Origin of the sequence: Mucilaginibacter metallidurans (assembly GCF_003286435.2) — a bacterium.
GTDB classification, from domain to species: Bacteria; Bacteroidota; Bacteroidia; order Sphingobacteriales; family Sphingobacteriaceae; genus Mucilaginibacter; species Mucilaginibacter gossypii.
Genome location: NZ_CP043449.1, coordinates 6,803,048 through 6,816,241, shown reverse-complemented (window position 1 = coordinate 6,816,241; position 13,194 = coordinate 6,803,048). Strand labels below are relative to the sequence as shown.

At 41.1% G+C, this 13,194-nt stretch carries 16 protein-coding genes; 13 read left to right on the top strand and 3 right to left on the bottom strand.

The features are described from left to right. Window positions 1-61: 61 nt before the first annotated feature. Window positions 62-598 carry a dCTP deaminase gene (gene dcd / locus DIU38_RS29345; protein ID WP_112657108.1) on the bottom strand — a complete coding sequence of 179 codons (537 nt, stop codon included), beginning with the start codon at window positions 596-598 and terminating at the stop codon, window positions 62-64. A gap of 211 nt (window positions 599-809) precedes the next feature. Between dcd and DIU38_RS29340 the strand changes: the two genes are divergently transcribed. From DIU38_RS29340 to DIU38_RS29320, 5 genes are read left to right on the top strand one after another with little or no spacing between them, the layout of a single operon-like run. Beyond that, window positions 810-1,451 carry a 4'-phosphopantetheinyl transferase family protein gene (locus tag DIU38_RS29340; RefSeq protein WP_090530799.1) on the top strand — a complete coding sequence of 214 codons (642 nt, stop codon included), beginning with the start codon at window positions 810-812 and terminating at the stop codon, window positions 1,449-1,451. Then, a complete protein-coding gene (gene lipB, locus DIU38_RS29335; RefSeq protein WP_112657110.1) occupies window positions 1,448-2,206 on the top strand; it encodes a lipoyl(octanoyl) transferase LipB in 759 nt (252 codons plus the stop codon). The genes DIU38_RS29340 and lipB overlap by 4 nt, the downstream gene beginning before the upstream one ends. Then, window positions 2,207-2,929, top strand: coding sequence for an SGNH/GDSL hydrolase family protein (locus tag DIU38_RS29330; protein ID WP_112657112.1), 723 nt, complete (start codon window positions 2,207-2,209; stop codon window positions 2,927-2,929). It begins immediately after the preceding gene. Window positions 2,930-2,985: 56 nt separating this feature from the next. Further along, window positions 2,986-3,393, top strand: coding sequence for a type II RES/Xre toxin-antitoxin system antitoxin (gene parS / locus DIU38_RS29325; RefSeq protein WP_243770626.1), 408 nt, complete (start codon window positions 2,986-2,988; stop codon window positions 3,391-3,393). Further along, window positions 3,390-3,851: an RES family NAD+ phosphorylase gene (locus DIU38_RS29320; protein ID WP_112657116.1), complete on the top strand. Its 462-nt coding sequence runs from the start codon at window positions 3,390-3,392 to the stop codon at window positions 3,849-3,851. The genes parS and DIU38_RS29320 overlap by 4 nt, the downstream gene beginning before the upstream one ends. A 4-nt stretch (window positions 3,852-3,855) precedes the next feature. On the opposite strand, the gene DIU38_RS29315 is transcribed toward DIU38_RS29320, so the two are convergent. Further along, entirely contained in the window at window positions 3,856-5,283 is a 1,428-nt protein-coding gene (locus DIU38_RS29315) for an L-serine ammonia-lyase (protein WP_112657118.1), read from the bottom strand. A gap of 130 nt (window positions 5,284-5,413) precedes the next feature. Between DIU38_RS29315 and DIU38_RS29310 the strand changes: the two genes are divergently transcribed. Next, window positions 5,414-5,851: a DUF5684 domain-containing protein gene (locus DIU38_RS29310; protein WP_112657120.1), complete on the top strand. Its 438-nt coding sequence runs from the start codon at window positions 5,414-5,416 to the stop codon at window positions 5,849-5,851. Window positions 5,852-5,856: 5 nt separating this feature from the next. Continuing rightward, window positions 5,857-6,183 (top strand): DUF2752 domain-containing protein, encoded by a 327-nt coding sequence (locus DIU38_RS29305; protein ID WP_112657122.1) that lies wholly within the window; start codon window positions 5,857-5,859, stop codon window positions 6,181-6,183. Between the two features lie 11 nt (window positions 6,184-6,194). Here the strand turns inward: DIU38_RS29305 and DIU38_RS29300 are convergent, their stop codons facing one another. Next, the gene (locus tag DIU38_RS29300) at window positions 6,195-6,953 is read right to left on the bottom strand and encodes an RDD family protein (RefSeq protein ID WP_112657124.1); all 759 of its coding nucleotides are present in this window, start codon (window positions 6,951-6,953) and stop codon (window positions 6,195-6,197) included. An 87-nt stretch (window positions 6,954-7,040) separates the two neighbouring features. On the opposite strand from DIU38_RS29300, the gene DIU38_RS29295 reads away from it, so the two are divergent. Genes DIU38_RS29295 through DIU38_RS29270 form a run of 6 tightly spaced genes read left to right on the top strand, consistent with a single transcriptional unit; the run spans window position 7,041 to window position 13,134 of the window. Continuing rightward, entirely contained in the window at window positions 7,041-8,015 is a 975-nt protein-coding gene (locus DIU38_RS29295; RefSeq protein WP_112657126.1) for a stage II sporulation protein M, read from the top strand. Beyond that, window positions 7,999-8,844: a hypothetical protein gene (locus DIU38_RS29290; protein WP_112657128.1), complete on the top strand. Its 846-nt coding sequence runs from the start codon at window positions 7,999-8,001 to the stop codon at window positions 8,842-8,844. The genes DIU38_RS29295 and DIU38_RS29290 overlap by 17 nt, the downstream gene beginning before the upstream one ends. 7 nt (window positions 8,845-8,851) lie before the next feature. Next, window positions 8,852-9,625 (top strand): DUF4129 domain-containing protein, encoded by a 774-nt coding sequence (locus tag DIU38_RS29285; RefSeq protein ID WP_167516310.1) that lies wholly within the window; start codon window positions 8,852-8,854, stop codon window positions 9,623-9,625. Further along, window positions 9,622-10,797, top strand: coding sequence for a DUF4350 domain-containing protein (locus DIU38_RS29280; RefSeq protein ID WP_112657132.1), 1,176 nt, complete (start codon window positions 9,622-9,624; stop codon window positions 10,795-10,797). The genes DIU38_RS29285 and DIU38_RS29280 overlap by 4 nt, the downstream gene beginning before the upstream one ends. Window positions 10,798-10,800: 3 nt before the next feature. Further along, window positions 10,801-11,778, top strand: a complete 978-nt coding sequence (locus tag DIU38_RS29275; RefSeq protein ID WP_112657134.1) for an AAA family ATPase — start codon at window positions 10,801-10,803, stop codon at window positions 11,776-11,778. A 9-nt stretch (window positions 11,779-11,787) separates the two neighbouring features. Continuing rightward, entirely contained in the window at window positions 11,788-13,134 is a 1,347-nt protein-coding gene (locus DIU38_RS29270) for a DUF58 domain-containing protein (protein WP_112657136.1), read from the top strand. Window positions 13,135-13,194 lie beyond the last annotated feature (60 nt).

Sequence of the window (13,194 nt, the reverse complement as noted above, 5' to 3'; positions counted from 1 at the left end):
CTATACTGAATACTTAAGATTACCAACTTGAGACACTCAACTTAATACTTGTGGCTTAAGCCTACCACTTATTCTTCCACATCATGCTTTCAACAGGGCGTGTAGTAGGGTTGTTGTATTTGGCGTTGGCTTTGCTGTTGTACAGCGTTTCGATCTCGCCTTCAACTACAAAATAAATAAGCTGACCAATGGGCATGCCGGCGTAAATGCGCACCGGCTGGGCACATGAAATTTCAAGTGTCCAGGTATTGCAGAAACCAACATCACCTTTACCCGCTGTTGCGTGAATATCGATACCTAAACGCCCTGTGCTTGATTTGCCCTCTAAAAACGGAACATGCCGGTGTGTTTCGGTGTACTCCATTGTTACGCCCAGGTAAAGGGTATTGGGCTGAAGCACAAAGCCATCCTTCGGAATTTCAAAACCATCTATCTCATTATGAACTTTAGCATCAAGCACCCGGCTACGGTAAGTAGCCAAATATTTACCCAAATGAACGTCGTACGAGTTAGTGCCCAGGTATTCGCGGTTAAATGGTTCAATAATAATATGGCCATGTTCAATTTCTTCGAGGATGCGCTTATCAGATAGTATCATACAGGCAGGTTATTGCTGGCGCTAAATTATGAAAATTAGCCTAATCGGCGCCGGCTTTTATAAACAATATTGGCCGGCGAAATGCGTTCAGATAGCGCAGAAACAACTCCTAAACCTGATATGGTTCAGCCGATTACGAATATGTAGCTGCGCTGATATTATTTAATTTTTTTTGACATATGTTTGCAACCTATTTTGCAATTTTACTTTTATGGCGATAGCATACAGGCAGCGTATTGATGATGACACCGAGTTTGCACTCTGGCGTATCGAGGAGGAGGCTACAGACCTGTACAGCCAATTGCAACTTGATCAGCAGGAAAAGGATTTTGTAGAAAGCCTGAGCAATGGCAAGCGGCACCTGCACTGGCTGGGTACTCGCGTGCTGCTGCGTAAAATGCTCCGTACCGATGAGTATATTGATTGTAAAGTTGATGAGCATGGCAAGCCTTACCTGGTAAACCTTCCTTACCATATCTCCTTAAGCCATTCATTTGATTATGCCGCTGTGATGATCAGCAAAACATATAAGGTTGGGATTGATATTGAGCAGATTAAGCAAAAAGTTGAACGCATTGCCAACAAGTTTATGCGTAAGGAAGAGTTGAAATTTATAAACGGGCCGCAAAAAATTGAGCAATTATATGTTTGCTGGTGCGCCAAAGAAGCTGTTTATAAGTGCAACGGGCAAAAAGAGGTTTCGTTTGCCGATAACATTTTTTTGGAGCCTTTTCAGTTTGAGCATCATGGCGTGGTAAATGCGCAATTAAATAAAAAAGATACCACCATTGATTATACAGTAGGCTATCTGCAATATGAAGATTATATGATAGGCTACGTAAAGGGCGAATGATGAAAAACAAGAAAGTATTTTTTCAGGACTGGGGCCTGGTTGATTACCAGCAGGCCTGGGATAAACAGGAAACCCTTTTTAGTGAAACGGTTAAAACTAAAATAGACAACCGTAATCGTGAAACGGCTTACGAAGCAGCTGCTAAAAACGCAGGGACTGTTGTGGCCTACGATACTATCGAAGCCGACGAAACTTTTAACTATCTGGTATTTTGCGAGCACCCGCACGTGTATACCCTGGGTAAAAGCGGCAAGCCCGAGCATTTATTGTTGGATGAGGCAGGCTTGAAAGAAAAGCAGGCTGTTTATTACCCGATAAACAGGGGCGGTGATATTACCTATCATGGGCCGGGGCAAATTGTTTCATACCCGATACTGGACCTTGATAATTTTTTTACTGATATCCACCTGTACCTGCGTACGCTGGAAGAAGCAGTGATCCTTACCCTCGCCGATTTTGGCCTGCAGGCCGGTCGTTATGAAGGTTATACCGGCGTATGGTTTGATGCCGATAATGACAAGGCCCGTAAAATATGCGCCATGGGCGTACGCTGCAGTCGCTGGGTTACTATGCACGGCCTCGCGCTTAATGTAAATACCGATCTGAGCTATTTTAAAAACATAGTGCCCTGCGGTATTGACGATAAGGCTGTTACCTCCATGCAGCAGGAACTTGGGTATGAGGTTGATATTAATGAAGTAAAAAAAATCCTTAAACATCATATTTCCGTACTTTTTGGTATGGAGATATTATAAATGAAGGGAATAATTTTCAGTTTACTCACAGCAATTACATTATCGGCCTGTGCAGGCAAAAACACGCCGGCGCCGGTTAGCTATAATAATCCCCCGTCAAAACCAGTTACCGTGATAAAGGATACCCTAACATACCTTGCCCTCGGCGATTCATATACCATAGGCCAGTCTGTGCCCCCTGAACAGGCATTTCCTAATCAACTGGCTAACCAGTTACAAGGCATTAAAGTAAATACGCCGACTATCATAGCCCGCACCGGCTGGACAACCGATCAACTCATTGAAGCTATTGATCAAAGCAGCATCAAAAGCAATACTTATGATGTAGTCACGTTGCTGATAGGTGTAAATGATCAATACGATGGCTTAAGCCAGGAAAATTACCGCATTAAGTTTGAGCAGGTTTTAAATACGGCCATTAAATTTGCTGGCGGTATCAGCGAGCATGTGTTTGTGCTGTCTATCCCCGACTATGGCGTTACTCCTTTTGCTCAAGGGCAGGATGCCGTTATCGCCCCTGAGATAGATCAGTTCAATGATATTAACCGTGAAATAAGTGAAAATGCTAAGGTTAATTATGTTGAAATAACAGGCATTTCTAAATTGGCGGCGAATGATCTTACCTTACTGGCGACCGATGGTTTGCATCCATCCGGTAAAATGTATGGAATGTGGGTTGATAAACTGAGGACGGCAGTAGTGGCTATTTTTGCTAAAAAATAAGATTTGCTTTTCGACGACAATTGTCGTAAATTCATTGACAATTTACGATGAATGCCATGAGTGCTCCAAAACCCTATAAATTTCTTGATGATGATGAGGTTAATTTAACCTTTATGGTAAGGGAAGGAATCTCATTCCCCTATCTTACCAAATTATCAAATCATATCCATTTTAATATTGATGACTGGGCTTCGTACCTTCATCTTTCCGAGCGAACTATTCAACGTTATAAAAAGGAAAACAAAACCTTTGATCCTATTTATTCTGAAAAGATAATCATGATCGAATTACTTTATAAGAAAGGTATTGAGGTTTTTGGCGATGAAAATAAGTTTTACGCCTGGATGGATTATAAAAGCATCCCCCTGGGCGGAGTAAAGCCTAAAGAACTTTTGGATACAGCCTTTGGGATCAATATGATCCGCGATGAATTGGGGCGTATTGAACATGGCATACTTGCATGATCGTTTATCGCTTAAGTAAACAAGCTTACATTCATGACTTAAGCGGCAGGGGCGCTGAACTAAACGGCGGGCGCTGGAACAGTAAAGGAACTGCCGTGGTTTATACCTCTTCGTCACGCGCATTGGCTGTACTCGAAGTAGCCGTACATACACCGCTTGGATTTATGCCTGCTGATTATTTTATGGCGACGATTGAGCTGCCTGATAATGCAGAGATGTTTAAGCCTGGCACTGCTCAGTTACCCGAAAAGTGGAATAGTAACCCCCTGATCAAAGCAACACAGCAAACTGGGGACAGCTTTGTGAAAGCCAACAAATATTTAGCGCTCCAGGTACCATCGGCCACTGTTGCGGGCGATTTTAACTACCTGCTCAACCCTCTACACCCCGATTTTAAAGCAATAAAAATTATTAATACCGAATTTTTTGAATTTGATTCAAGACTGTTTAAGAAGTAAACAATTAACATTCCGGCAAACTGATCGGGATGCTGATTGCCAATCCGCCATCACTTGTTTCCTTGTATTTCGAGTTCATGTCGAGCGCGGTTTGCCACATGGTTTTTACCACGGCATCAAGGCTTACCTTAGCTTTTTCGGGATTGCTTTGCAGCGCTAATTGTGATGCTGTTATTGCCTTAATGGCCCCCATGGTATTACGTTCAATGCAGGGGACCTGTACCAGCCCGCCAATCGGGTCGCAGGTGAGGCCGAGGTGATGTTCCATGGCTATTTCGGCAGCCATGAGTACCTGGCGCTGTGTACCGCCCATACATTCGGTCAAAGCAGCCGCAGCCATGGCCGATGATACACCTATTTCGGCCTGGCAGCCACCCATAGCTGCCGATATGGTAGCGCCTTTTTTAAAAATGCTCCCAATCTCGCTTGCGGTAAATAAAAAGTTGATGATCTTTTGTTCCGTGTTTCCATCGCAAAAAGCGATGTAGTATTGCAGTACGGCCGGGATCACGCCTGCGGCGCCGTTTGTTGGCGCGGTTACTACACGGCCAAATGAGGCGTTCTCCTCATTAACTGCTAATGCAAAACAGCTTACCCAATCTAAAGTATTTTTAAAGCTGTCGCCTGTATTCCTGATGGCCGCAACCCATTCATCATAATTGCTGTATTTATTGTTGCCGATGAGCTTTGCGTTTAATTTTGCGGCGCGCCTTGCCACATTTAACCCGCCAGGCAATTGGCCGGTAGTGTGACATCCCCGGTAAATACACTCTTTTAATGCCTTGAAGATATTCAATGCCCCGGTACGGGTTTCCTGTTCGCTACGCCAGGCCAGCTCGTTTTCGGCTACCACTTCCGAAATCCGAAGACCCGTTTTGATACACCAGTGCAGCAGATCGGCTGCGGTATCAATAGGGAAGGGAAGGTCAACCTCCGCTTTTGATTGCCCTGAAGCACCTTCCTTCACCACAAAACCACCTCCTATCGAGTAGTATGTTTCAGAAATTGCCTTTCCGGTGCTTAAAAATGCCTGGAAAGTTACTGCGTTTGGATGATAAGGTAAGCTTTCGTTAAACAGGAACAGCAGGTCATCCTCGGCATAAAAACTTAATGGTAAAATACCACCGATGATCAGTTGATGCGAGCTTTTGATCTGCTCAATTTTAGGTGTTACCTGGTCCACCTCGAAAGTAACCGGGTCATCGCCGCTTAAACCTAACAATATAGCTATATCCGTACCGTGCCCATGACCTGTTTTGGCCAATGAACCATATAATAAGATCTTAACCTGCTGCACCATCGGCAGTACCCCCTGTTGCCCAAGCGACTGCACAAACTGCTGAGCGGCACGCCAGGGGCCAAGCGTATGCGAGCTCGACGGGCCAATACCTATCTTAAACATATCAAAAACCGAAATCTGTTCTCTTTGCATCAAGTCAAAATTAAGGATAAATTATAATTACAGGTTCCATAATAAATACGTTCTCTTTAATTTTTATTTAAAAAAATTTATATTTTGCAATAAGTTATATAAACAAAAAACCTCAACTTAAACACTTAAAATGGAAAATTATCCTTCGCCCGGATTGGGCAGCATTCCCACTGTAGCCATCGTAATTTATTTGGCTATACTTATTTTAACAGCAGCAGGAGCCTGGAAAGTATTTGTGAAAGCCGGCAAACCCGGTTGGGCCGTCCTGATACCCATTTATAACTACATTGTTCTTTGTGAAATAGTAGGTAAACCTATCTGGTGGTTCCTTTTAATGATTTGCCCTTGTATTAATTTTATATTTGTAATATGGGTGGCTAATTTGGTAAGTAAAAGTTTTGGCAAAAGCGAAGGTTTTACCGTTGGCCTTATATTATTACACCCTATTTTTGTCATGATTTTGGGTTTTGGAGATGCCGTATATTTAGGCCCATCAGCCAAAGAAGCCAATATGAACAATCGTTTTGGCTCCGGCGATTACCAAAAACCTTTTGATCCGCAAGCATAATTATTATGCATTGTTATAATTTATTTTGCAGCCATTTGATATTCATTCAATGGCTGCAAAATCATTTAATACCCTGTCCTTTTAAGAAATTCACCGGCTATGATTGTCCGGGTTGCGGCTTTCAGCGTTCTGTTATTGCCTTATTGAAAGGTCATATGCATGATAGCTTACAGTTATACCCTGCTACCATTCCCCTGCTCGTTACTTTTGTTTTTGTATTGCTTGATGGCCGGTTAAAATTTGATAAAAAGCACATCGCAAAAAAAACGCTTTACCTGATAACCGGGAACATCATACTGATCGCGTACTTATATAAATTATATAATCTTTAAAAAAGCCCGGTTTAAACGCCCATACGCGCAACCACGTGGCTGTAATCTTTAATTACAGTTAACAAAAAGTCATACTCATTCATTCCCTGCGGAATATCCGCATGAATATATTCCTTAACACGCACAGCCATGTCATATACTATTTGGCTGTTACCTGTACTTTTAAAATTACTTATTACTTCATGTATCAACGTAATGTCTGAATCTTTTAAATCAGCTACGTTATTAAATGTGGGGTCGTATTCATCATCCTGGTAAGCAAAAACCAGGTCGCCTAATTGGGCTTTGGGTGTGGTTTTTATAACCGTTGTGCCGGCAACTATATCGCCAATGCGTTGTTTTTTTTCGGATACAGCTACAGATATCAGCGCCCCTATCCCAAAAGTAATCCCAAAGTCAACAAGCCTGAATACCCAGCGAAGCAAAAACTGCCCAAATGATGGCCGTGAACCATTGATGCTTACTACCTTGATTTTTACCGCGTATTTGCCAATAGTTTGGCCGTTAAAAAATACTTCGGCAACGAGATCGTAAAAAACAGCTGCAAGCGAATATATTATAGCTATTACTATTAATACTGCAGGAATGCTATCGCCTTTAAAGTTTTGTATTGTTGTTAAAAAAAAGAAGATAATTATAAAGTAACAAATATATCCTATTCCCATAAAAACGCCCATATCAACAATACGCGCCAAAACGCGTTCGCCTAAACCTGCTACTTCATAATCAATTTCAATATTTTGTGAAGTGTGTATCTTTACTGTTTGCATGCAATAAATATAATTAACAATTTAATTCTTTATATCTCAACATCAAATATTGTTATTATTTTAACAAAAAATTACTGAGCCTTTCACATGCGTGAGCCATTATTTATAAAACAGAACTCGGCCAAATGGAAAAGTTATGAAACTGAGCCTGCAAAAGACCCTGATGAACTTGCCGAGCGTTTCATAATCGTTACCGACGATCTGGCCTATTCAAAAACATTTTACCCAAAGTCAAAAACCACTTTGTATTTGAATGGGTTAGCAGCAGGCTTCCATCAATCCATTTATAAAAACAAGAAGGAAAAAGCTAACCGGTTTGTGTTTTTTTGGAAAACGGAATTACCGTTGCTATTTAAACAGTATCAAAGGCAAATATTGTATTCGTTTATTTTTTTCATAACCTTTTTTTTAATTGGCATTATATCAGCCAAATATGACCGCACCTTCATCAGGTTTGTTCTGTCGGATGATTATGTGAACATGACTAATGAAAATATCAGTAAGGGCGATCCATTTGGTGTTTTTAAAAGTCAGAATGAATTTGTGATGTTTTGGATGATTGCGAAGAATAACCTCACGGTAACCGCAATCACTTTTGTATTGGGTATTACCTTATCGGCCGGAACGGTGATCAATTTATTCCGTAACGGGCTCATGGTTGGCTGTTTCCAATATTTATTCATTAGCAAGGGTTTGGGTATACAGTCGGTTTTGGTGATTTGGATTCACGGTACGCTCGAGATATCAACTATTATTCTGGCCGGTGCAGCCGGGCTTATAATTGGCAATAGCCTGTTATTCCCTAAAACGTTTAGCCGTATGGTATCGTTAAAAAAAGGCGCACTTAACGGGCTTAAGATTATGCTTGGAATATCGCCAATTGTGGTGACCGCCGCTGTTTTTGAAAGCTTCATCACACGCCATACAGAAATGCCGGTATGGCTCAGCAGCTTGATTTTGGGAGGTTCTTTTTTATTTATAATTTGGTATGTTGTAGTTTATCCTGCGTACCTGTCACACCGTTTAAAAATTGTTGAAATCGCAAATGAAGGAGAATATTGAGTTAAGTAAAACACGTGAGTTTGGAGATATCATCAGCGATACTTTTGTTATTGTACGGCAAAATTTTAAACCGCTATTTAAATCATACCTTGCAATATGTGGTATATTTTTGTTAACCAGCACTTTGTTAACCATACTATCTAATTTCCAGCATACACAGGAGGGCGAGTATTCGGCGTTTTCGTTTTGGGGAATAGCAAAAATCCTTTTTGAGCAGGTTAACTATTCGGCTTTAGTGTTAACGGCGATAAGCTATCTGGCAGTATACCAGCAAAAGGAAAACCAGCCACCTACCACGCTTGAAGTTTGGGCTTATTTTAAATATTATTTTTTCAGGGTGCTGGGTACCCAGATTTTATTGAGTGTTGCCCTGGTTATCGCGTTTTTCTTTTGCTTTTTCCCTTCGGTGTACCTTGCTCCCATTTTTGGGTTAGTTACTCCAATAATGATTATAGAGAACGGGAGTGTCGAATTTGCGATAAGAAAATCATTCAAAATCATTAAAGAGAACTGGTGGTTTACATTCGGGGTTATATTACTGATGTCGATTATTGTTTTGGCAACGGTAATGGCATTGTTTATCCCGGCAATGATATTTTATGGTGGCAGCCAATGGCTAACAGGCACCTATTATAACACCACATATGCGATAGTTGAGGCTATTATTGAGCATGTTTGCCAGTTTTTGTGGTTGCTGCCCGTTATATCAATTACATTGGTTTATTTTAGCTTAACTGAACATAAGGAAGCAAACAATCTTGTAAACAGGATCAAATCATTTGGTAAAAATGATCCCGCTGCTGATCAGTTTTCAACAGAGCAATACTAACCGGCTTATGTTTAAACCATCAAACATCCTGCATCAAACAAATCTCGCTATGGGTGGGCATGTTGTACCTGCCGGTAAAGCATCTCCGTTACACGCCCCCGCTTTTATTAAAGTTGATACTGTAGACGTTGCTGTGAAGCATTTTAATGAAGCGGCAATGGATAAGTATAAAAATGATAAAGACTTTAACTACCATGTTATAAAAGAAGGCCTAAGCTGGTGGGACCACTTTTGGAGCTGGGTGTGGCATTTGTGGGCAAGCTTTTGGAACTGGGTTGCCGAGTTGTTTCAAAAGTTATTCGGGAGTGCCAATATGGGCAAAAGCTCTGCTAATGTTATAAAATATGTGATACTGGGTGCAGGTGCTTTTGCTATCATTTATTGCATAATAAAATTGTTAGGCATCAGTTTCCCCCATCTTTTTAAAAAGCAGGCTAAAAGCGCATCGGTTCCCTACTCAGAAGCTGTTGAAAACATTCATGAAATAAGCTTTGATGAAGCTATAGATGATGCTTTATCAAATAAGAATTACCGCCTTGCGGTAAGGCTGCTTTATTTACGCAGCCTTAAACAATTGAGTGATCTTAACCTGATAAACTGGAAAATTGAAAAAACCAATACTGCCTATATTAACGAATTAACTAATGCAGGCCAGCGCGAACAATTTACAGTTGTTACCAGGCAGTTTGAATATGTTTGGTATGGGGATTTCCCGATAGACGGACAATCATATCAACGGATAAATAACATTTTTCAGGAATTTAAACAGAGCCTGTCATGAAAAGTTTAAGGGTTTACCTTATTGCATTGGGCAGTTTAATGCTTATTTACCTGGTTGCGCAATATAACCGGCCAAAAGCCATTAATTGGAACGAAACGCTGGATATAAATGACAAGATCCCTTTTGGTACTTATATTTTGTACAGCCAAATCAACGATATATTTCCTGCCGCAAATGTTACTACATACCGCGAGCCGCTTTATAATGTTATAAATGATCACGGAATAAAGCACGCAACCTATCTTATAATTTGCAGCTCGATAAACCTCAACGAATACGATTATATAAAGCTGAGGAAGTTTGTGAATGAAGGCAATGATGTTTTTATAGCCGCATCATACTTTGGTGAAGAACTGGGAAAGGACCTTAAAGTACAAACCCAGGTTGTATTTGAAAATAAAGATGCGCTCGGTATTCGCTTCTCAAATCCCAAAATAGATACTACGCAGCTTTACAGTGCAGAAAGGGGTATGAATACCGGGTACTTTAGCAAAATTGACACTGCCAAAGCTCTGGTACTCGGAAAAAACACAAAGCACAAAACCAATTTTTTAAAATATACCATTGGAAAAGGGCATATTTTTTTGAATGCTAATCCGCTTATGTTTACCAATTACAGTTTATTGACCAGCGGGGGCATGGATTATGCGGCAAAGGCACTATCTGTTGTGAAAAATGATGGTAATTTAATATGGGACCAGTATTATACCCTGGGCCGACCAGAAGACGAAACAACCATGCGTGTATTTTTACGAAACCCTTCTTTGCGGTGGGCATTTTATTTGTCCTTTTTCAGCATGGCACTTTTTATAGTATATGAAGCAAAACGCCGGCAGCGAATCATACCAGTAGTTGAACCGCTAAAAAATACTACTGTTGATTTTGTTACCGTTGTTGGGCAGGTATATTATGAGAAACGTGACAATGCCGATATTGCTCATAAAAAAGCCCTATACCTTTTAAGCTATATCAGGGATAAGTATTCGTTAAGAACCAATAACCTTGATGAGGAGTTTACTGATATGCTCGCCAAAAAAAGTGGCATTCCTCATTCGCTGGCTGCTAACCTGACTACGGCTTTGAATTTTATTACTACTCATGAAGACATTGCAGATCATGAGCTGATTAAACTGAACCAACTTATTGAACAATTTTATATCCAATCCAGGTAAAACATGGAAAACGAACTTTTTGAACAACGTACTGATCTGGGTAAGCTGCATACTGCTGTTGAACAAATCAAGGCTACACTTGCCCAAATTATAGTAGGCCAGCAAGAATCTATTGACCTATTGATAGCGGGGGTGCTGGCAGATGGTCATATCCTTATTGAAGGTGTGCCTGGTGTTGCCAAAACCCTTACCGCTAAACTTATCGCTAAAGCTATTGATGCCCGTTATTCACGGATCCAATTCACACCCGATCTGATGCCTTCGGACATTTTGGGAACTTCGGTCTTTAATCCTAAGACAACAGAATTTGAATTTAAAAAAGGACCGATATTCGGCAATATTATCCTTATTGACGAGATAAACCGGGCGCCCGCAAAAACACAGTCGGCATTATTTGAGGTGATGGAAGAGCGCCAGCTCACTATTGATGGGCACAGCTATAAAATGGAAGAACCATTTACAGTGCTGGCTACCCAAAATCCTGTTGAGCAGGAAGGCACCTACCGTTTGCCTGAAGCGCAGCTGGATAGGTTTTTATTTAAGGTGGAGATCAAATATCCAACGCTTGAAGAAGAAATAGCCATTGTAACCCAGCAACATCAGCAAAAAACCACCGATCAGCTAAATCAGATCAGCGCGGTATTGTCTTCTGTGGATATTACCGAGGTAAGGCAGCAGGTACGTGCTTTACATGTTGAACCCAAACTGCTTGAGTTTGCAGCCAAAATAATTCATGAAAGCCGCAATAGTAAATCGGTACAGCTTGGCGGATCGCCCCGGGCTTCATTAGCTATTATAAACGCGGCTAAGGCACTTGCTGCAATTAAAGGGCGTGATTTTGTAACCCCCGAAGACATAATATATGTAGCTGCGCCTGTTTTAAGGCACCGCATTATGCTTACGCCCGATAAGGAGATGGAAGGTGTAAGCCCTGATGAAGTAATTGCACAAATAATACAGAAAATAGAAGTTCCCCGCTAATACCCTGCTGTGAAAAAGCTGATCGGATTGTTTTATAAGAACCTTTTTTTTAATAACAGGCTATTCGCCTGCCTTGCCGGCAGCGTAGTGCTGTTTATATTCGGTTTCTTTTTCCCCTGGCTTGGCATCATACCGAGGCTGGCGTTTTGGATAGTTGTGCTCCTGGTAATACTTGATCTGTTGATGCTTTACAGAACATCAAACGGCGTATTTGCAAAGCGGATAGCTCCTGAAAGGTTAAGCAATGGCGACGAAAACGAATTAGGCATTTATATAGAGAGCTTTTACCCTTTTAATATAAATATTGGCATCATTGACGAGATCCCTGAGCAATTTCAGAAGCGTGACGTTTGGTTTAAAACCATGATGAAACCCAGGGAACACAAGCAGATCCTTTACCTCTTAAGGCCTACCCGCCGCGGCGAATATGAGTTTGGTTTTATCAGGGTGTTTGTGAAATCACCGTTGGGGTTAATCTCGCGCAGATACAATTTTGAACAGACCGAAATATTACCGGTTTATCCCTCATTTTTACAAATGCGGAAGTATGAACTTATGGCTATTTCAAACCGCTTAACTGATATCGGCATAAAAAAGATCAGGCGGATTGGGCATAGCCTCGAATTTGAGCAGGTGAAAAACTATGTATCAGGTGATGACTATCGTACCATTAACTGGAAAGCTACCGCCCGGCACAGCAACCTGATGGTGAACTCATACGTTGATGAAAAATCGCAGCATGTATATTGTGTAATTGACAAGTCGCGCTCAATGAAAATGCCTTTTGAAGGCCTGAGCCTGCTTGATTATGCCATAAATGCCAGTCTTGTTTTATCAAACGTGGCGCTGTTAAAAGAAGATAAAGCAGGGTTGATCACGGTATCGGAAAAAGTTGGGACTGTTATACCTGCGGATAGCAAATACACTCAGCTTAATAAGATCCTGGAGGTTTTATATAAGGAAAAAACCCGTTACCTTGAAACCAACATGGAGGCGCTTTATACTACTGTACGCAGGGTAATAAAACAAAGAAGTCTCGTTGTTTTCTTCGCTAATTATGAAAGCTTACCTGCGTTACAAAGGCAGTTGCCTTTTTTACGACGGATAGCCAAGTTTCACCTGCTGTTGGTAGTCTTCTTTGAAAATACGGAATTAAAAACCCTGAGCGAACAGCCTGCCAAAGATGTTGAAGGCATCTACATAAAAACCATTGCCGAAAAGTTTGCTTACGATAAAAAATTGATGGTAAAAGAGCTGGCCAGCCACGGCATCCAGTCGATACTAACATCCCCCCAAAACCTTACCATAAACACAGTAAACCGCTACCTGGAAATAAAGGCGAAGCAAAAGATATAGATGACCGTACATTTCTCGAATTGCCATTACGTAATTACCCATTGCGCTAATGTTACTTAT

Bases quoted from the DNA above. Each gene is read 5' to 3' on its own strand.
- DIU38_RS29305 (WP_112657122.1), top strand. From the start codon at position 5,857: ATGCATTGTTATAATTTATTTTGCAGCCATTTGATATTCATTCAATGG.
- DIU38_RS29280 (WP_112657132.1), top strand. From the start codon at position 9,622: ATGAAAAGTTTAAGGGTTTACCTTATTGCATTGGGCAGTTTAATGCTT.
- DIU38_RS29290 (WP_112657128.1), top strand. From the start codon at position 7,999: ATGAAGGAGAATATTGAGTTAAGTAAAACACGTGAGTTTGGAGATATC.
- DIU38_RS29330 (WP_112657112.1), top strand. From the start codon at position 2,207: ATGAAGGGAATAATTTTCAGTTTACTCACAGCAATTACATTATCGGCC.
- DIU38_RS29320 (WP_112657116.1), top strand. From the start codon at position 3,390: ATGATCGTTTATCGCTTAAGTAAACAAGCTTACATTCATGACTTAAGC.
- DIU38_RS29275 (WP_112657134.1), top strand. From the start codon at position 10,801: ATGGAAAACGAACTTTTTGAACAACGTACTGATCTGGGTAAGCTGCAT.
- DIU38_RS29285 (WP_167516310.1), top strand. From the start codon at position 8,852: ATGTTTAAACCATCAAACATCCTGCATCAAACAAATCTCGCTATGGGT.
- DIU38_RS29315 (WP_112657118.1), bottom strand. From the start codon at position 5,283: ATGCAAAGAGAACAGATTTCGGTTTTTGATATGTTTAAGATAGGTATT.
- lipB (WP_112657110.1), top strand. From the start codon at position 1,448: ATGATGAAAAACAAGAAAGTATTTTTTCAGGACTGGGGCCTGGTTGAT.
- DIU38_RS29300 (WP_112657124.1), bottom strand. From the start codon at position 6,953: ATGCAAACAGTAAAGATACACACTTCACAAAATATTGAAATTGATTAT.
- parS (WP_243770626.1), top strand. From the start codon at position 2,986: ATGAGTGCTCCAAAACCCTATAAATTTCTTGATGATGATGAGGTTAAT.
- DIU38_RS29340 (WP_090530799.1), top strand. From the start codon at position 810: ATGGCGATAGCATACAGGCAGCGTATTGATGATGACACCGAGTTTGCA.
- dcd (WP_112657108.1), bottom strand. From the start codon at position 598: ATGATACTATCTGATAAGCGCATCCTCGAAGAAATTGAACATGGCCAT.
- DIU38_RS29295 (WP_112657126.1), top strand. From the start codon at position 7,041: ATGCGTGAGCCATTATTTATAAAACAGAACTCGGCCAAATGGAAAAGT.
- DIU38_RS29310 (WP_112657120.1), top strand. From the start codon at position 5,414: ATGGAAAATTATCCTTCGCCCGGATTGGGCAGCATTCCCACTGTAGCC.